General features: G+C 70.9%; 19 protein-coding genes. 10 read left to right on the forward strand and 9 right to left on the reverse strand.

All coding sequences use genetic code 11. The features are described from left to right. Nucleotide 1 precedes the first annotated feature (1 nt). From NON19_RS04200 to NON19_RS04210, 3 genes are all read left to right on the forward strand, one after another. Nucleotides 2-253 (forward strand): acyl carrier protein, encoded by a 252-nt coding sequence (locus NON19_RS04200; protein ID WP_255925205.1) that lies wholly within the window; start codon nt 2-4, stop codon nt 251-253. A gap of 2 nt (nt 254-255) precedes the next feature. Then, the gene (locus NON19_RS04205; RefSeq protein ID WP_255925206.1) at nt 256-744 is read left to right on the forward strand and encodes an SRPBCC family protein; all 489 of its coding nucleotides are present in this window, start codon (nt 256-258) and stop codon (nt 742-744) included. Nucleotides 745-842: 98 nt separating this feature from the next. After that, the gene (locus tag NON19_RS04210) at nt 843-1169 is read left to right on the forward strand and encodes a TcmI family type II polyketide cyclase (RefSeq protein ID WP_255925207.1); all 327 of its coding nucleotides are present in this window, start codon (nt 843-845) and stop codon (nt 1167-1169) included. Nucleotides 1170-1171: 2 nt separating this feature from the next. Here NON19_RS04210 and NON19_RS04215 read toward each other — a convergent pair whose 3' ends face one another. The 3 genes from NON19_RS04215 to NON19_RS04225 form a co-directional block, all read right to left on the reverse strand. Continuing rightward, nucleotides 1172-2251, reverse strand: coding sequence for a methyltransferase (locus tag NON19_RS04215; RefSeq protein ID WP_372513989.1), 1080 nt, complete (start codon nt 2249-2251; stop codon nt 1172-1174). A gap of 31 nt (nt 2252-2282) precedes the next feature. Then, nucleotides 2283-3341: a right-handed parallel beta-helix repeat-containing protein gene (locus NON19_RS04220; RefSeq protein WP_255925208.1), complete on the reverse strand. Its 1059-nt coding sequence runs from the start codon at nt 3339-3341 to the stop codon at nt 2283-2285. Between the two features lie 219 nt (nt 3342-3560). After that, nucleotides 3561-4346: a VOC family protein gene (locus NON19_RS04225; protein WP_255925209.1), complete on the reverse strand. Its 786-nt coding sequence runs from the start codon at nt 4344-4346 to the stop codon at nt 3561-3563. A gap of 267 nt (nt 4347-4613) precedes the next feature. Between NON19_RS04225 and gnd the strand changes: the two genes are divergently transcribed. Together gnd and NON19_RS04235 are read left to right on the forward strand one after the other, a co-directional pair. Beyond that, complete coding sequence (gene gnd, locus NON19_RS04230; RefSeq protein ID WP_255925210.1) at nt 4614-6050, forward strand: NADP-dependent phosphogluconate dehydrogenase; 1437 nt, start codon at nt 4614-4616, stop codon at nt 6048-6050. Between the two features lie 401 nt (nt 6051-6451). Then, entirely contained in the window at nt 6452-8584 is a 2133-nt protein-coding gene (locus NON19_RS04235; RefSeq protein WP_255925211.1) for a hypothetical protein, read from the forward strand. 108 nt (nt 8585-8692) lie between these two features. Here the strand turns inward: NON19_RS04235 and NON19_RS04240 are convergent, their stop codons facing one another. Then, the gene (locus tag NON19_RS04240) at nt 8693-9802 is read right to left on the reverse strand and encodes a DUF6183 family protein (protein WP_255925213.1); all 1110 of its coding nucleotides are present in this window, start codon (nt 9800-9802) and stop codon (nt 8693-8695) included. A 92-nt stretch (nt 9803-9894) separates the two neighbouring features. Further along, nucleotides 9895-10359 carry a cupin domain-containing protein gene (locus tag NON19_RS04245; protein ID WP_255925214.1) on the reverse strand — a complete coding sequence of 155 codons (465 nt, stop codon included), beginning with the start codon at nt 10357-10359 and terminating at the stop codon, nt 9895-9897. Between the two features lie 86 nt (nt 10360-10445). On the opposite strand from NON19_RS04245, the gene NON19_RS04250 reads away from it, so the two are divergent. Together NON19_RS04250 and NON19_RS04255 are read left to right on the forward strand one after the other, a co-directional pair. After that, nucleotides 10446-10652 carry a DUF4267 domain-containing protein gene (locus NON19_RS04250; protein ID WP_255925215.1) on the forward strand — a complete coding sequence of 69 codons (207 nt, stop codon included), beginning with the start codon at nt 10446-10448 and terminating at the stop codon, nt 10650-10652. Continuing rightward, entirely contained in the window at nt 10653-10814 is a 162-nt protein-coding gene (locus tag NON19_RS04255; protein ID WP_255925216.1) for a hypothetical protein, read from the forward strand. Between the two features lie 37 nt (nt 10815-10851). Here NON19_RS04255 and NON19_RS04260 read toward each other — a convergent pair whose 3' ends face one another. Further along, nucleotides 10852-12042 (reverse strand): PucR family transcriptional regulator, encoded by a 1191-nt coding sequence (locus tag NON19_RS04260; protein ID WP_255925217.1) that lies wholly within the window; start codon nt 12040-12042, stop codon nt 10852-10854. A 129-nt stretch (nt 12043-12171) separates the two neighbouring features. Between NON19_RS04260 and NON19_RS04265 the strand changes: the two genes are divergently transcribed. Together NON19_RS04265 and NON19_RS04270 are read left to right on the forward strand one after the other, a co-directional pair. Continuing rightward, nucleotides 12172-13341: a lactate 2-monooxygenase gene (locus tag NON19_RS04265; protein WP_255925218.1), complete on the forward strand. Its 1170-nt coding sequence runs from the start codon at nt 12172-12174 to the stop codon at nt 13339-13341. Nucleotides 13342-13351: 10 nt separating this feature from the next. Then, nucleotides 13352-14326 (forward strand): 2-hydroxyacid dehydrogenase, encoded by a 975-nt coding sequence (locus NON19_RS04270; RefSeq protein ID WP_255925219.1) that lies wholly within the window; start codon nt 13352-13354, stop codon nt 14324-14326. 60 nt (nt 14327-14386) lie between these two features. Here NON19_RS04270 and NON19_RS04275 read toward each other — a convergent pair whose 3' ends face one another. From NON19_RS04275 to NON19_RS04285, 3 genes are all read right to left on the reverse strand, one after another. After that, the gene (locus NON19_RS04275; protein ID WP_255925220.1) at nt 14387-14674 is read right to left on the reverse strand and encodes a hypothetical protein; all 288 of its coding nucleotides are present in this window, start codon (nt 14672-14674) and stop codon (nt 14387-14389) included. 50 nt (nt 14675-14724) lie between these two features. Continuing rightward, nucleotides 14725-15921, reverse strand: a complete 1197-nt coding sequence (locus tag NON19_RS04280) for a globin domain-containing protein (protein WP_255925221.1) — start codon at nt 15919-15921, stop codon at nt 14725-14727. A gap of 92 nt (nt 15922-16013) precedes the next feature. Next, nucleotides 16014-16451 (reverse strand): RrF2 family transcriptional regulator, encoded by a 438-nt coding sequence (locus NON19_RS04285; RefSeq protein ID WP_255925222.1) that lies wholly within the window; start codon nt 16449-16451, stop codon nt 16014-16016. Between the two features lie 165 nt (nt 16452-16616). On the opposite strand from NON19_RS04285, the gene NON19_RS04290 reads away from it, so the two are divergent. After that, on the forward strand, nt 16617-17477 hold the full coding sequence (locus NON19_RS04290; protein WP_255925223.1) for a polysaccharide deacetylase family protein: 861 nt from the start codon (nt 16617-16619) through the stop codon (nt 17475-17477).

Raw genomic sequence — 17477 nt, forward strand, 5'->3', positions numbered from 1 at the left:
GGTGAGTGATCGACTGACCTTCGACGAGCTGGCCTCGTTGATGAAGTCCAGTGCCGGAGTCACCGTGGACGCCGGGGAGTTGGAGAGCCACCCCGACGCGCCGTTCGCCGAGTTCGGTCTGGACTCGCTCGGCCTGCTCGGCATCGCGGAGAAGCTGGAGCACCGCTTCGGACAGCCCGTTGAGGCGGAGACCTGCAAGACCCCCGCCGAGTTGCTCGACCTGGTCAACTCGGCACGGACCACGGGAGCGTGACCATGGCCGGACACACCGAGAACGAGATCACCATCGCGGCCCCGTTCGACCTCGTCTGGGACGCCACCAACGATCTGGAGAACTGGCCGCAACTGTTCAGCGAGTACCGCAGCGTCGAAGTGCTCGGCCGGGAAGGCAACAAGACGACCTTCCGGCTGACCATGCACCCCGACGACAACGGCCAGGTGTGGAGCTGGGTCTCGGAACGCGAGACCCACCGCGCCGCCCGTACCGTACGGGCCCGCCGGGTCGAACCCGGACCGTTCGAGTTCATGGACATCAGATGGGAGTACGCGCCGACCCCGGACGGCGGCACCAGGATGCGCTGGATCCAGGACTTCGCCATGAAGCCCACCGCGCCGGTGGACGACGCCGGGATGACGGAACACCTCAACCGCAACACGCGGATCCAGATGGACCTCATCCGGGAGAAGCTCGAGCGCCGCGCCCGGGTACGCACCGAACACATCGAGTCGGCCGTCCCCAACTAGCCACCGCCTCCTGGCACCTGCCCCGGCCACGGACACCGGCCGGGGCAGGTGCCGGGACCACCGCGCACCCCCAAGCGACGAGCGAGAGGAAACCGCCCATGCACCGCGCCCTGATCGTGGCCCGGATGAAGCCCGGCTCCGCCCCCGGCATCGCCGAGGTCTTCGCCGACTCCGACCGCGGCGAACTGCCGCATCTGATAGGGGTCAGCGGCCGCAGCCTGTTCCAGTTCGGTGATGTGTACCTGCATCTGATCGAGGCCGACGAACCGCCCGGCCCCCGGGTGGCCCGTCTGACCAACCACCCGGAGTTCCGCAGCGTCAGCGAACGGCTCACCGCCTACGTCCAGGCCTACGATCCGGCGACCTGGCGGGAGCCCAAGGACGCCATGGCCCACGAGTTCTACCGCTGGGACCGGGACGGCTGACCTCACACCGGAACGTTCGCCTCGAACGCGTGCAGATACGCGTTGATCGGCTGGATGTCCCGCAGTTCGAGTCCGGCCGCCGTCATCGCGTTGACCAGGCTCTCCTTGGAGTGCTTGGCGCCGCCCACGTTCAGCAGCAAGAGCAGGTCCATGGCGGTGGTGAACCGCATCGAGGGGCTGTCGTCCACCAGGTTCTCCACGACGATCACCCGCGCGCCCGGACGCGCCACGGAGATCACGTTCCGCAGCGTCAGCCGGGTGCTCTCGTCGTCCCACTCCAGGATGTTCTTGATGATGTAGAGGTCCGCCCGCACCGGCACCTCCTGCCGGCAGTCGCCGGGCAGGAGTTGGGCGCGGTCGGCCAGCGCGCCGCCCGGGCGCAGCCGGGGATCGGCGTTGGCCACCACCTTCGGCAGGTCGAGCAGGGTGCCGCGCAGGTTCGGGTCCTTCTCCAGCAGGCTGGCGATCACATGGCCCTGCCCGCCGCCGATGTCCACCACGCTCGACACTCCGGCGAGGTCGACATAGGCGGCGAAGTCCTCGGCGGACTGCCTGCTGGACTGCGTCATGGCCTTGTCGAACACCTCGGCCGACGCGCCCGCGCCGTCGTGCAGGTAGTCGAAGAACTCCTTGCCGAAGACATCGGGGAAGACCTTCCGCCCGGACCGCACGGCCTCGTCAAGACGCGGCCACACCTGCCAGGTCCACGGCTCGGTGCACCACAGCGAGATGTAGCGCAGGCTGTTCGGGCTGTCCTCGCGCAGCAGCCGGGACATCTCGGTGTGCGTCCACCGGCCGTCGCCGGTCTCGGTGAAGATGTCGTAGCAGGACAGGGTGCGCAGCAGTCGGCGCAGCGGCCGCACCTCGGTCCTCAGCGCCGCCGCCAACTCCTCGGTGGTGGCCGGGGTGTCCTGCAGGGCGTCCGCCAGGCGCAGTTGGGCCGCCGCGCGGACGGCCGCGGCGCAGGCGGCACCGAACACCAGCTCCCGAAGCCGCATTCCCGCGTGCGCTGAGGTGGTTTGTGCGGTGGATCGTCCGGTGGGTTGTGCTGTGGACTGTGCGGTGGATTGTGCGGTGGTCATGAAGCCCGCCTTCCGGGTTGTGGAGCCGCCGTCAGCACGAACCGGAGGGCTCGGAGGTCCGGCAGTAGTTCCTGACGAAGGTGTTGTCCGTGCCGACGTCCCGGTTGGCCAGATCCGCCGGAGCGTTGTCGCGCAGCGTGTTGTCCCGGACGGTGATACGGGAGTTGGGCGCTCCGAACCTGCTGCGGAACAGCACGATCCCACCGGACATGGGCGTTCGGCCGCGGTTGCCGCGCACCAGGTTGTGCGCCACCAGCGTCTGCTCCGCGCCGGTGACCAGGATGCCCACGCCCTGTGTCTGCGCCATGTGGGCGCTCTTGGAACAGAACTTGTTGTTCAGCTCCACCCGGTTGTGGCGGATGGACAGGGCTCCGGCGCGCGGTACGTTCTCGTCGCCCACCACGAACACTCCGCCGCAGTTGCCGGTGATGGTGTTGTGCTTGACCACCAGGTTCCTGGCCCGCCGGATCACCACGCCGAAGTGGTTGCCCTGCACGAGGTTGCCGGAGATCACCGCGCCCCGTGTGTCGATGGCCGGGCCTTCCCGGCCGATGACGTTCGCCAGCAGGATGCCCGACTGGCCGTTGTCCCTGAGCACGTTGTTCTTGAACTCGCCCCGGGTGGACAGCTGTTGGCTGATGCCCTGCTGCCCGTTGTCGCGCACGAGCACATCGCGCACGCTCATCCGGTCCGTCCAGGAGGACGAGATGCCGTCATTCGGGAAACCGGAGACGGTCAGCGATCTGAGCCGTACGCCGGTGAGCGGCCGGTTGGCGGTGCCGGTGACGCAGATCCCGTGACCGGCCCGCGCGCAGGCGGTGCCGGATCTGGTGCGGCCGGGGGCGAGCACTGTGCCCGAGCCCATGCCGCGGATGGTCAGGCCGGGGACGGTGACCTCGATGCTCTCCCGGTAGGTGCCGGGGAGCAGCAGCAGGGTCTCGCCGGGGGTGGCGCGGTCGACGGCCTCCTGGATCGACTCACCCGGGCGGACGATGTGCCGATCCGCCGCGTGGGCGGGTGGCGTCGCCGCGAAGCCGACGACGAGGACGGTGGCGAGCGGCGCGAGGTAGCGGGAGCTGCGCTTTGGCATGGGCGGTTGTGCCTTCCTGGATGCCGGACGGCGGAGCACTCGCGGGTGCTCCGCCGTCCGGCGGTGCGGGGACATTGCGGGAAGCAGGACGCGGTGCCTGCCGCCTCGAAGCTATGAGGGCCCGTCAGCTCCCGCCACTCGTGCACCTCCGTCCGGCGCGGCCGATGCTCCGCACGGGGTACCCAGCGGTTCTCGCTGGTTCCCGCTCGTCGGCGGCCGCTACTCGGTGGCGCTGGTGATGACCGCGAAGGCGGCGCCGAACGGGTCGGCGAGGGAGGCCATCCGGCCCACACCCGGCACGGTCTGCGGCGGCACCACGACCGTCCCGCCGTTCTCCCCGGCCGCACCGACCGCGGCGTCGCAGTCGGCCACCTCGAAGTACGGCCGCCAGCGGGTCGTCCAACCACCCTGCCGCATCTCCTCGCTGAGCCCCATGATCCCGCCCTGACCGGCGTCCTCCCCGCCGGTGGCGGGAGAGACCACGGTGTAGGTGAAGTCGCCCATGGGCATGTCCTCGGTCCGCCAGTCGAAGACCGCGCGGTAGAACGCCTTCGCGCGCTCCGGGTCGGTGGTGTGCAACTCCGCCCAACACAGGGTGTTCGGGTCGTTGACCGCGTCCAGACCCCTGGTGTCCCCCGGCTGCCACACCGCGAACTCCGCACCGGTGGGATCGGTGAACCCGGCCAGCCGGCCAGCGGTGAAGACGTCCATGGGCGCCATCCGGACCGTGCCGCCCGCCTGCTCCACCGCCTTGGCGGTGGCGTCCGCGTCGGGAGTGTGGAAGTGCACCGTCCAGGCCGACGAGGCGCCCTGGGCCATCAGCGGACCGGCGGCGGCGACGGTCCTGCCACCGAGCGTGAACATGCCATAGCCGCCCGCCTCCGGCCCCTGGGAGTGGAACTCCCAGCCGAACAGGGCGGCGTAGAAGGCGGCGGAAGCCTTCACATCCGGGCTGCCGAGGTCGACCCAGAGCAGCGACCCGGGCACGTAGGGAGTGGTGATCACGACGGAGACCTCCGCGGTTCAGGCATGGCGGGACTGCCCGTTCGGGCGCTTCCCCTGGACGAGACTCAGCATCGCAGGGGGCACTGACAATCGGCCCGCGCGGCGCTTGGTGGCCCCGCCGTGCGTGAACCGTGCCGCTGGCACATAGTGGGGAGTACCCGGGGCCACGTCCCCCTGCGCCGGTGTGCGTCACCCCGTTCGCCAGGCAACGCCCAGACGTGCTCCCTCAACTACCCTGAAGGCCCGCCTTACTTGAAGGAGCGACAGATGCCTGCCAAAGCGCAGATCGGGGTGTCCGGGCTCGCGGTCATGGGCCGCAACCTCGCCCGTAACTTCGCTCGCAACGGTTACACCGTCGCCGTCCACAACCGCACCCCGGCCAGGACCCGCTCGCTGATCGACGAGTTCGGCCACGAGGGCGACTTCGTGCCCTCGCAGAGCGTCGAGGAGTTCGTGGCCTCGCTGGAGCGGCCACGGCGGCTGTTGGTGATGGTCAAGGCGGGCGAGCCCACGGACGAGGTCATCAAGGAGTTCGCGCCGTTGCTCGAACCGGGCGACATGATCATCGACGGTGGCAACGCCCACTTCGCGGACACCCGCCGCCGAGAGGCCGCGCTGCGCGAACGGGGCATCTACTTCGTGGGCACCGGCGTGTCGGGCGGCGAGGAGGGCGCACTGCACGGCCCGAGCATCATGCCCGGCGGTTCGGTTGAGTCGTACCGCACGCTCGGGCCGATGCTGGAGAAGATCAGCGCCAAGGTGGACGGCGCGCCGTGCTGCACGCACATCGGAGCCGACGGCGCCGGGCACTTCGTGAAGATGGTGCACAACGGCATCGAGTACGCCGACATGCAATTGATCGCCGAGGCGTACGACCTGCTGCGGGGAGTCGCGGGCCTGACACCGCCGCGGATCGCGGAGGTCTTCCGGCGCTGGAACACCGGACGGCTGGACTCGTACCTCATCGAGATCACCGCGGACGTGCTCACCCACACCGACGCCGCCACCGGCAAGCCCTTCGTGGACGTCGTCGCCGACCAGGCCGAGCAGAAGGGCACCGGCCGGTGGACCGTGCAGATCGCCCTTGACCTGGGTGTGCCGGTCCCGGGCATCGCGGAGGCGGTCTTCGCCCGCTCGCTGTCCGGGCACACCGACCTGCGCGCCGCCGCCCGTTCGCTGCCCGGCCCCAAGGGCGGCACGCTGGACGCCAAGAGCGCGGAGCACTTCGCCGACCAGGTCGAACACGCCCTGTACGCCTCGAAGATCGTCTCCTACGCACAGGGCTGGAACATGATCCAGGCCGGTGCCGAGGAGTACGGCTGGGACATCGACCTGGGCGCCGTCGCGTCGATCTGGCGTGGCGGATGCATCATCCGGGCCGCCTTCCTGGACCGCATCCGCGCCGCGTTCGACACCGACAGGACGCTGCCGAGCCTGCTGGCGGACGCCCAGTTCGCCAAGGAGATCGGCGAGGCGCAGGGCGCCTGGCGCACCGTGGTGGCGGCGGCCGGTGAGCACGGCATCCCGGCCCCCGGCTTCTCCGCCGCGCTCGCGTACTACGACGCGCTGCGCGCCCAGCGACTGCCCGCCGCGCTCACCCAGGCACAGCGCGACTACTTCGGCGCGCACACCTACCGTCGCGTCGACCGCGACGGCAGCTTCCACACCCGGTGGGCGCAGGACAAGTCCGAGGCCGGGGCGTAGGGCCGCGTCGCCCTTCCGGCGGTTTGCGGTGGGGTGCCGCGGGGCGCGGTTGTCGCGGAACGCCGGGCCGTGGAGTTGCTCGCCGCTGCGCCGGGATTCATTGGGTCAAGCGCCCAAGTTCCGGCGGCGTTCGGGGTTGGCTGCCGTTGGGGACACGCCGCGTCCTGGGTACGGGCGGCAGCGCCGCTGCGAGCCGCTGGGACTGTTCTTCCGTCAGATCGCCGTGGGACCGGGGCGTGTCGCCGACCGTTCACCAGCGAGTAACCCGATTCCTCCGCCAAGTTCCCGCGCGACGTGGCAACCTATGGCGCGCGCGACCGGGGGTGGCTGTCCGCTGCCTCCGTCCCGTCGTCTACGCGCGTCGCCACAACAGGGGCGACCGTGATCCGCGAAGGAGCAGGATGCGTAACGGAAAGGTGCTGGCCCTGGCGCTGGCAGCCGCACTCGGAGCCGGGGCGGTGGCGGCTTCCCCGGTGGCGGCGGCGCCCACGGGCTCGCGGCACGCTAGCGGCCAGTCGAGATGCTCGCTGAACTCCGGCGACCGCAAGGTCAGCCACGTGATCTACCTGCAGTTCGACAACGTGCACTTCACCCGGGACAACCCGAACGTGCCCTCGGACCTGGAGCAGATGCCCCACCTGCTCAACTTCCTCAGGGGCAACGGGGTGTTGGACACCAACCACCACACCCCGCTGATCGCCCACACCGGTGATGACATCCTCACCTCGATCACCGGCCTGTACGGCTCGCACCACGGCCAGGCGATCTCCAACTCCTACCGGTACTACACGCCTTCCGGTACCACCAGTTCCGCCAACAGCTTCGCGTACTGGACGGACGGAGTGGCCGACTCCTCCACGCCCACGCCAACCGACACCGCGCCGACGATGGTGGGCCAGGACGGGAAGATCGCACCGGCGCCCTGGGCCGCGTACACCAAGGCCGGGTGCGACTTCGGGTCGGTCTCCACGGCCAACACCGTGCTGGAGAACACCGGCGTCGACATCAACAAGGTCTTCGGCGCCAACTCGCCCGAGGCAGCCGAAGCCAAGGCCGACCCCTCGCTCGCCACCACCGACTACCTCGGTATCGGCATCCACTGCGCCAAGCACTCCGCACTGTGCGCCAAGGGCCACACCAACTCCGACCTGCTGCCGGACGAACCCGGTGGCTACCACGGCTACCAGGCCCTGTTCGGCGCCAAGAACGTCGACCCGGTGATCTCGGCCAACGGCAAGATCACCGCCACCGACGGCAGCACCATCACCGACCCCAAGGGCCGTCCCGGCTTCCCCGGCTTCGACGCGATGTCGGCCGCCAACTCCCTTGGCTACGTTGCCAAGATGCAGGAGTCCGGAGTCCCGGTCACCTACGCCTACATCTCCGACGCCCACGACCGGCACGCCGCCCCCTACGGCGCCTTCGGTCCCGGTGAGGCGGGCTACGTCGCCCAACTGAAGTCGTACGACAAGGCGTTCGCCGCGTTCTTCGCCAGGCTGGCCAAGGACGGCATCACCGCGGCCAACACGCAGTTCGTGGTGACCTCCGACGAGAACGACCACTTCGTGGGCGGCAAGCCGACCCCCGCCAACTGCGACGGCGTCACCGTGCCCTGCAGCTACGGCCAGGTCGGCGAGGTCAACGCCAACGCGCGCGGGCTGCTCGCCACCCAGCAAGGGGTCAGCACCCCCTTCCAGGTGCACGCCGACTCCGCGCCCAACTTCTACCTCGACGGCCACCCCGGCCCCGCCTCCGCCACCACGCGGGCGTTCGAACGCGCCTGGTCAAAGGTGACCGCTGTCAACCCGATCAGCGGCAGGACCGACACCATCTCCAAGTACCTCGCCGATCCGGCCGAGATGAAGATCCTGCACATGGTCACCGGCGATCCGCTGCGCACGCCGACCTTCACCTCGTTCGCCAACCCGGACTACTACGTCTACGCCGGCGCCGCGAACTGCGGCTCGCCCTGCGTGGCCCTGGGCCCCGCCTACGCCTGGAACCACGGCGACTTCTCCGCGGACATCGACACCACCTGGCTCGGCCTGGTCGGCCCCGGCGTCCGGCACCTGGGCACCACCCACGCGGTGTGGTCGGACCACACCGACATCCGCCCGACGATGCTCGCCCTGCTCGGCCTGGACGACCCGTACACCCACGACGGCCGGGTACTCAGCGAGTTCCTCGACACCTCGGCGCTGCCCCGCGGGCTGCGCTCCGACCGCGACGCGTACCAGCGGCTCGGCGCGGCGTTCAAGCAACTCAACGCCGGGGTCGGGCAGTTCGCCGCGGACACGCTGACCGCCTCGACCAAGGGCATCGTCTCCCGGACCCCGGGTGACAACCGGTACCTGAAGACCACCGCCGGGCTCAACCGCCTCGGCGCCGCACGCGACCGTCTCGCCGGGCGGATCGCGGTACTCCTCGACAACGCCGCCTTCCACGGCCACCGCCTCGACCAGGGGGCGGCCAACCGCCTCACCCAGCAGGCGCGGTCGCTCCTTCGGCAGGCTCACGACCTGGCCAAGAGCTGAGGCACCCGAGCGTAAGCGGTTGGCGCCCCGCATGGTTCGACCACGCGGGGCGCCGCCGCGCGGTGGATGGCGCGTCGACGGCATGTCGCCGCACTCCCAGCGGAGCGCTTAGTCGGTGTCCGTCGCCGCGAGAACAGCGATGCGGCGGCGGTCGGGAGACAGGGCGGCTATGCCGTAGTCCGAGCAGACCTCGTTGTGGAACCAGTCCGCGTCGGCCTCGAAATGGAACCATGTGCTCTGCCGGGCATGGTGCTCCACCTCCTCCGCGCTCGCGCCCGCGGGGGCGCCGCTCAGCCCCGCCATCGACTTCCATGCCCACAGCCGACCGTAGGCGCCGTGCGCTCCGGAGCTGTACATGCCGCCCTTCGACGCGGTGGTGAACAGCAGGTGCCAGATCTCGTCAACGGGGCGCGCGGCGACCTCGAAGCGATCCGTGGGGCCGAGCCCGTCGACACAGGACATGGGCAAGGTCGGCAGCACAGCGGGCACACGGTCGGCCGTGATGGGCTCGTCCAGCATGAAGACCCAGGCCCCGCAGGCACCCCAGCCGCCCGCCTCCACGGCGGCGACGATGGTCTCGTGCACGTCGGCGGTCGCGACGTCCCGAAGGGCCAACCGGTCGGCCGTACGTGGTGTCGGCGGATCCACCCGGCCCTTGTCCGGCAACACGGTTGACGATCCCGACCCAGCGGCGCCGTTTATCGAGCGGCTTGGGAAGTCGGCGTCGGCCTCAAGGTCGCGGCGGTGGCCCGGGAGCCAGGCCAGGGGATGATAGCCGGGCTGTACGATCAGCCAGTAGCGCAGTGGTGGGAACGCGTCGACATCCACGCCACGGAGCACCAACTCGTGGAACAGGCAGGCGCGTAGCTCGTCCAACCGCTTCCACTCGCCGCGGTCGAAGACGGTGGAGGCCAGATCGTTGACCTTGTGGTGCTCCGCCAGGAGCGAGGCGACGAACCGATCGGTGGCGGCGGCGAACGGGCCCTTTTCGAGAAGTTCGAGCAGTCGCACGAGGCTGTCACGGCCAGGAGTGACGGCGAGCACCCGTACCACATGGGCCAGTTGGTGTTCGTACTCCCGTGCCTGTGCGACAGCGGCCGCATGCCGGTCGGCCAGTCGCATCCCCAGGTCACGTACGTAGCGGACATCTCCACGCGCGGCGTGCTGTTCGGCCTGGTCCCATACGGAACGGCCGAGATCATCCTTGGCTTCTTGCACGTCAGCCACCCTATGCCGGGCGGATTCACGGGCGGAGCGGGGCCGGAGCAGGTATCAGTCCCAGCCCGGGAGGGAGCAACTCCGCCGGGGAGTCAGGTGTGTTCGGTGGCCGGTGTGGTGGCGTAGCGGCTCATCAAGTACCGATTGGCCTGCTCGGTCAGTTCCTGGCCGCTGGTGAGGGCATCCCGAATGTCCCGGAAGTACTGGACGAAGACATCCGGGCTGAAGGTGGTCAGCATGACGACCGGTTCGTCGCCGGGGTTGGCGAAGGTGTGCGGGACGCCCGGCGGTACGACGACCAACGTGCCCCGTGCCGCGTCGTACTCGCGTTCCTCGACGGTGAACCGGGCGGTGCCGGAGATGATGTAGAAGCCCTCGTCGTGCAGGGCGTGACGGTGCAGGGTCGGCCCCTTGCTGCGCGGGGCGAGCGTCACCTCGCCGATGGCCAGACGGTGCCCGGTCGTGCTGCCGTCCTCCAGGATGCGCATCCGGATCGGCCCGAGGTCGATGACCTCGCCATCGTGCGGTGTGACGATCGAGACATCGTGCACGTTCATATCGCTCACTCTAGGGTCCGAGGCGGCGGGCGGAAGTCCGACACGAGGCGCACGTCGTGACGTATCAGGGCGGCCCGGCGACCTGAGTGACGAGGAGTTCGAGCCGCCTCGGTGAGGTCGCGGGCGGCTGTGGTGATCAACCGGCGGCTTTCTGCCCGTTCGCGCTCTCGGCGCCGCTGTACTGCCAGGGGAACGCCAGCGGCTACTTCATCGTGAAGGGGGTGCGTGATGTAGCCGTGGCCTCAACGGTGTTCCTGCTGCTCGCGCTGGGGCAGCGCCGAACCCTCGGTTGAGTGGTGCTCATTGACGCCATCCTTCCGCTGGGCGACGCCACCGCGGTCGTCACCCATGGCGGCACGCTCGCCACCGCGCTTTCCGCCCATGTGTCGGCTGCGGCTATCACCCTCCTCACGGCCATCATGCTGCTGACCGAGGACCGCCGCGCGAAGACCTGATGAGACATTGGCCAAGTGGCCAGGCCCCGGCCAACCGTCAAGCCCCCGGCAGAGCAGGGCGATTGGTCAGGGTGCGGGCGATGTCCAGGGTCAGGCGGTGCCAGGGGCGGCGTGGGTCGCGGGTGGTGAGTCGGGCGATGCGGCGCAGCCGGTAGCGCATCGACTGCGGGTGGAGATGCAGGTCGCGGGCCGCTGCGGTGGCGGAGCCGGTGTCCAGGTAGGCGCAGAGCGCGGTCAGCAGGTGCCGTTGCGCGGGCTCGGTCAGCGGGCCGAGGACGATTCGGGCGATCTGGTCCGCGGTGGCGGTGGCGCGACCGGCGAGCAGGCTCAGTACGTGCGCGTCGGCGTCGGTGAGCAGCCGTCCGGGCTGGTGGGCGTGGCCGGGGGCGGTGTCCAGCGCGTCCGCGGCCAGCCGATAGGCGGCCGCGACGCGGTCGGAAGGCTCCCGGGTGATGGCGCAGCCCCGCCACGCCCGGGCCCGCAGCGCCGCCGCGGCCTCGTCCGCCACCGCCGCGGGCAGCAGCAGGACGACGCGCGGCCCACGCGTGGTGGCCAGCGGCGTCGCGGCGCCCGCGGACGGGGTGAGCGCCCCCAGCAGCTCGGCGGCGGTGGCCTCGGCCGCGAACGGCTCTGGCCCGCCGGGCTCGGCCAGCAACAGGCAGTAGGGATCGGGCAGTTGGACCTCCAGCCGCTGGGCGCGGTCGGCGATCGCACCGGCCGAGGCGTGCCGTCTGGCGATCAGGTCGTCCAGCAGATCGCGCAGCGCCCGCGTGCGGTCGCTGGCCAGGTACTCGGCGGTGGCGGCGTAGGCGGTGGACATCACCTCGGAGAGGGTGTCCAGGGTGGTCAGCAGCAGCCGGGTGAGGGCGAAGATGTCCGCGCCGTCGACCAGCCCGTCGGCGCGGGCCGCGATCAGCTCGGTGATGGTGGTCAGCGCCACCCGGTAGGCCCGCAGCACGGCCTGCACCGGGCGGCCGTCCGCGGCGCGGGCCGCCGCGATGCCGCGCAGCAGCCGCAGGTCGGCGGCCTGCAGCGTGCCGTCGGCGGCCCACAGGTACAGCAGGCGGTTCAGCGCCTTGCCGGTGATGGCCCTGACCTCCGCCATCCGGCCGTCGTCCAGCGCGGCGTAGGCGGGCACCCGCTCGTGCACCGCCGCGATGACCGCCTCGACGGTCCGCGGGTCGCCCAGCAACTCACGCCGGACCCGTTCGCGTTCCTGGTGCGCCACCGGCGGCCCCTCCCGACTTTGTCACAGGGTGATAGTCCTGGCGGTGCCAGGTGCGCACCGCCATGGACTCGCATTGTCACTCTGGCGAGGATCGGACGTGCACCAGACCCCCGACGAGAGGCAGGGCGCATGGCCGAGGAGTGGGCGGCGTTCCAGTACGAGATCTACCTGAACGGCATGACCGGCGCGGTGCCCCGGCTGCCCACCGATCTGACCCGGCTGGAGGAGGTCGCCGAGGCCCGGCTCGGCCCCGGCCCGGTCGGCTATGTGGCGGGCAGCGCGGGCAGCGGCCGTACCGCGCGGGCCAACCGGGACGCCCTGGACCGCTGGCAGATCGTGCCGCGCATGCTGCGCGACGTACAACACCGCGACCTGTCCGTCGAGTTGCTCGGCGCCCGGCTACCGGCGCCGCTGGCCCTCGCGCCGGTGGGCGTGCTGTCGATCCTGCACCCGGACGCCGAGAGCGGTGCCGCGCGGGCCGCCGCGGCGCAGGGCGTACCGTTCACCCTCTCCTCGGCCTCCAGCACGCCGATGGAGCAGGTCGCCGAGGCGATGGGGGAGGCGCAGCGCTGGTTCCAGCTGTACTGGCCGAAGGACCGCGAGGTCACCGAGAGCCTGCTGGCCCGGGCGAAGGCGGCCGGGTACACGGCGCTGATCGTCACGCTGGACACCTGGCTGCTGGCCTGGCGGCCGCGCGACCTGGACCAGGCTTACCTGCCGTTCCTGCACGGCGTGGGCACCGCCAACTACTTCACCGACCCCGCCTTCCAGGCCGGGCTGGCCAAGCCGGTGCACGAGGACCCCAACGCGGCCGTACTGCACTTCGTGAACATGTTCGCCGACCCCACGAAGACCTGGGACGACCTGGACTTCCTGCGTGAGCACTGGGACGGGCCCATCGTGCTCAAGGGCATCCTGCACCCCGACGACGCCCGCCGCGCCGCCGATGCCGGGATGGACGGCATCGTCGTCTCCAACCACGGCGGGCGCCAGGTCAACGGGGCGATCGGCGCCGCCGACGCGCTGCCCGGCGTGGTCCAGGCGGTCGGCGACCGGCTCACCGTGCTGTTCGACAGCGGGATCCGCACCGGCGACGACATCTTCAAGGCCCTCGCGCTGGGCGCCCGCGCCGTACTCCTCGGCCGCCCCTACGCGTACGGGCTCGGCCTGGACGGCCAGCCGGGCGTGGAGCACGTCATCCGCTCGGTGCTGGCCGAGTTCGACCTCACCCTGGCCCTGTCCGGGCACACCTCCCCGACCCAGCTCACCACCGACGCCCTCACCCGAACCAACGCCTAGGAGCCCTGAGTTGTCCAACGAGCGGAACGCACCGCGCAACGTGCTCGCCATCGTCTCCCCGCACGTCGGCGGCCGGGCCGCCGGAACCGCGCTGGCCGCGGTCTTCGCCGACCGCGCCCAGGTCACCGTGGTCGAAGCGGCCGACGAGGACCCGAAGGCGCTGCGCGAGGCCCATGTCATCATCACCGGCCTCGGTCCGGTGACCGAGGAGCACATCGCCGCCGCCCCCCAGCTGCGGCTGATCCAGTGCGCCAGCCACGGCTTCGACTACGTGGACGTGGCCGCCGCCCAGCGGCGCGGCGTTCCGGTGAGCACCATCGGCTCAAGCGGCGCGGAGCAGCAGAACGTCGCCGAGCAGACCTTCGCCCTGATGCTCGCCCTGGCCAAGCAGCTCATCCCCGCGCACAACGCCCTGGTCGAGGCGGACTGGGCGCTGCCGCGGCTGCAGCAGTCCATCACCGAGCTGTCCGGCAAGACCCTGGGCATCATCGGCTTCGGCCGCATCGGCCAGGAGGTGGCCCGCCGCGCCGCCGCCTTCGGGATGCGGGTGATCTACACCGACCGGTCGCGTACCGAGCACCAACTCGACGCGGTGCGGGTGGAGTTGGACGAGCTGCTGCGCGCCGCCGACTACGTCTCCCTGCACGCCCCGCTGACCGAACAGACCCGGCATCTGCTGGGCGCCGAGCGGCTGCGCATGCTCAAGCCCACCGCGTTCGTCATCAACACCGCACGCGGTGCGCTGATCGACCAGGACGCGCTGGCCGACGCCCTGGAGGCGGGCGCGCTCGCCGGTGCGGGACTGGACGTCTTCGACCCCGAGCCGCCCACCGCCGCACTGCGGCTGCTGCGCGCCCCCGGAGTGGTGCTGTCGCCGCACGTCGCCGGGGTGACCCGGGAGACCCTGGTGCGCATCGCGATGGCCGCGGTGCGGAACGTCTCCGACTACCTGGACGGCAAGGAACCGCGGGACGTCGTGGCGTGACGCTGAGCGCTCCGCTGGGAGTGCGGCGATGTGGGTCGATCGTCCGCGGCGCCGCGCCGGTCATACGACGGAGCGCTCCGGCATGGGCACCTCCTCGCCGTCCAACTGCAGCGTGACGCGGGGGATGGCGGAGCCGAACCGGGCCTGGTGCACATGTATGCGGAACGGCAGGGGCGGGTCGTCGGGCAGTTCACCGGTGAGCAGGCTGGTGCCGGAGCCGTGCACACGCTGGCAGAACACCTCCTTGCCGTCGACCAACAGCTCGATCTCGCTGGTCAGCCCGGACCGCACGGTCACCGTGATCGAATGCCCGCCGTGGTCGATGTGGAAGTGGTGCGGACGCCCCATGACGCACCTCCGTCGTGCTCAGGTGCCGTCCATCCAGCTGCCCATCCAGCTTAGGCCCGCTCCGCCGGGTTGTCCGCCGTGCCGGACAGCCACAGGTCCGGGCCGAACACCTCGCAGTGGATGTCCGCCGCGCGCACGCCCAGTTCCAGCAGCTGGGCGCGAACGGCGCGCATGAAGGGCAGCGGGCCGCACAGATAGGCGGTGGTGCCCGCCGGTACGGGGACGGTGCGCAGGTCGACCAGCCCGGTGCGGTCGGCGGGCCAGGGGCCTTCGGGGTCCTCGTACCACACATGCGCGGTGGCGTCGGGCAGCTTGGCCACGAGCTGGTCGAAGTCGTTGCGGAAGGCGTGGGTGCGCGGGCTGCGGTCGGCGTGTACGGCGATCACCTGCCGCTGTGCGCCGGTGTTGGCGAGCTGGCCGAGCATGGCGTTCATCGGCGTACAGCCGATTCCGGCGGAGGCGAGCAGCACGGGGTTGTCGCCCTCGTCCAGGGTGATGTCGCCGAACGGTGCGCTGACCCGCAGCACGTCGCCGTCGTGGACGTGCTGGTGCAGATGCCGGGAGACGGCGCCGTCGGCCTTGACGGTGAACTGCAGGGCCGCGGTGCGCACGCCGGAGAGGCTGTACTGGCGTATCTGCCGTGCCCCGTCCGGGAGTTGGACCTGCGCGGAGACGTACTGGCCCGGCCGGGACGGCGGCAGCGGGGCGTCATCCACGGGCCGCACGAGGAACGTGACGACATCGTCGGTCTCCTGGTACCGCGCCAGCACCCGGTAGTCGCGCCAGACGTCGCCGGATGCGGCGCCGACGCCCGTGTAGAGCCGTTCCTCGATGGCGATCAGGGCGTTGGCCATCAGCCAGTACACCTCGTCCCACGCCGCGGCGACCTCCTCGGTCACCGCGTCGCCGAGCACCTCGGCGATGGCGGCGAACAGATGGGTGTGGACGATCTCGTACTGGTCGCGGGTGATGCCGAGCGAGGCGTGCTTGTGGGCGATACGGGCGAGCATCGTGTCGGGACGTCGGTCGGGATGGCTGACCAGGGCGCTCGCGAAGGCGGCGATGGAGCCCGCCAGTGCCTGCTGCTGGGCGCCGTTGGCCTGGTTGCCGCGGTTGAACAGGTCGCGCTCCAGCTCCGGGTGCGCCGCGAACAGCCGGACGTAGAAGACGCTGGCGATCTCACCGATCGCCGCGCCCACGGCGGGCAGGGTGGCGCGGATGGTGTTGGCGGACTTCGGCGACAACATCAGGTCTCTCCAAAGCGGTATCTAAGATTCGTATTTTTGGGCGTGCGGTACCGGCCTGGCGCGCATCGGGCGCGCGACGGGTATGTGGTGGTTCAGCCGCGCAGCGGCAGCCCTATCAGCACCGGGCCGGTGGGGGAGGCGACCAGGTCCTCGATGGTGATCGGGTCGAGCGCGCCGTAGAAGGCGTCCTGCGCGGCTCGCAGTGCGCTGCGCAGCCGACAGGCGGCCCGCAGCGGACACGGCGGCTCGTCCTCGCAGCCGACCACGTCCCCCACCCCCTCCAGCTCCCGCACCAGGCGGCCCAGTGAGCCGGTGCGCCCAGTGTGGGTGAGGGACAGACCGCCGCCCCGGCCACGGCGAGCCTCGACGACGCCGAGGTGCTGGAGCCGGGTAACGACCTTCGCCGCGTGGGTGTAGGGCACGGCCATCGCGTCGGCCACCTCGCGGGTGGTCGGCGCGATGGCCTCGTCCGCCACCGCGAGACGCATCGCGATGCGCAGCGCCAGGTCGGTACTCTTGGTCAGTCGCACGAACAGCAGACTAACTAATGCGAATCGGGCACTCCTATTTGGGGGGTGCCATAGTGCGCCAACCCGCCCTTGAAAGGCGCCGGGGCGCGGCGAAGCTCCAGGTCATAGGGTTGAGCCTGCCGTTCGCCGGAGCGGCGTGGGAGCGGGTAAGAGGCGGAGGAACGGATGTCGGTCAGGCGCCGGGCGGTACTGGCGGTCATGGCGGGAGGCGTGCTGGCGGGCTGCGGCACGACGCGGAACACGGCCGCGGGCGCGTCACCGACCCCCACCGGCACCCCCTCGGCGAGCCCCACACCCTCGGCGGCGCAGCCGGTCGTCCCCACCCGCGCCGAGGAGGTCGCGCGCTACGGACACCTCGCCCCCACCAGGTGGGGCCTCGACGGCGTGCCCGGCATGGTCTCGCGGCTGCCCGCCGGACAGCAGGGCATCGCGCTGACCTTCGACGCGTGCGGCGGCCGGGGCGGCAGCGGGTACGACGCCGCCCTGATCGAGGTGCTGCGCGCCCACAAGGTGCCCGCCACCTTGTTCATCAACTCCCGCTGGATCGACGAGAATCGGCCAACCTTCGACCGGCTCGCCGCCGACCCGCTGTTCGAGATCGCCAACCACGGCACCAGACACCTGCCGCTGTCGGTGGCCGGACGCTCCGCGTACGGGATCCCCGGCACCCGTAACGCCGCGGAGGTGTACGACGAAGTGGCCGGGAACCGTGCGAAGCTCACCGGACTCCTCGGCCACCCGCCCCGGTACTTCCGCTCGGGCACCGCCTACTGCGACGACGTGGCCGCGCGCATCGTCGGCGACCTCGGCGAGCGGTTCATCAGCTTCGACGTCAACGGCGATGGCGGCGCCACCTTCACCCCCGAGCAGGTCCACCAGGCCGTGCTCACCGCGCGGCACGGCTCCATCGTCATCAGCCACATGAACCACCCCAGGGGCGGCACCGCGCGCGGATACGCCACCGCCCTACCGCGACTGCTGGAATCCGGCCACCACTTCGTACGGCTCTCCGACGCGCTGACATGA

The organism is Streptantibioticus rubrisoli (assembly GCF_024436055.1).
Classification (GTDB): domain Bacteria; phylum Actinomycetota; class Actinomycetes; order Streptomycetales; family Streptomycetaceae; genus Streptantibioticus_A; species Streptantibioticus_A rubrisoli.

Coding starts and splice junctions, on each gene's coding strand:
- gnd (WP_255925210.1), top strand. CDS start 4,614: ATGCCTGCCAAAGCGCAGATCGGGGTGTCCGGGCTCGCGGTCATGGGC.
- NON19_RS04205 (WP_255925206.1), top strand. CDS start 256: ATGGCCGGACACACCGAGAACGAGATCACCATCGCGGCCCCGTTCGAC.
- NON19_RS04210 (WP_255925207.1), top strand. CDS start 843: ATGCACCGCGCCCTGATCGTGGCCCGGATGAAGCCCGGCTCCGCCCCC.
- NON19_RS04220 (WP_255925208.1), bottom strand. CDS start 3,341: ATGCCAAAGCGCAGCTCCCGCTACCTCGCGCCGCTCGCCACCGTCCTC.
- NON19_RS04280 (WP_255925221.1), bottom strand. CDS start 15,921: ATGTTGTCGCCGAAGTCCGCCAACACCATCCGCGCCACCCTGCCCGCC.
- NON19_RS04215 (WP_372513989.1), bottom strand. CDS start 2,251: ATGACCACCGCACAATCCACCGCACAGTCCACAGCACAACCCACCGGA.
- NON19_RS04235 (WP_255925211.1), top strand. CDS start 6,452: ATGCGTAACGGAAAGGTGCTGGCCCTGGCGCTGGCAGCCGCACTCGGA.
- NON19_RS04290 (WP_255925223.1), top strand. CDS start 16,617: ATGTCGGTCAGGCGCCGGGCGGTACTGGCGGTCATGGCGGGAGGCGTG.
- NON19_RS04275 (WP_255925220.1), bottom strand. CDS start 14,674: ATGGGGCGTCCGCACCACTTCCACATCGACCACGGCGGGCATTCGATC.
- NON19_RS04245 (WP_255925214.1), bottom strand. CDS start 10,359: ATGAACGTGCACGATGTCTCGATCGTCACACCGCACGATGGCGAGGTC.
- NON19_RS04265 (WP_255925218.1), top strand. CDS start 12,172: ATGGCCGAGGAGTGGGCGGCGTTCCAGTACGAGATCTACCTGAACGGC.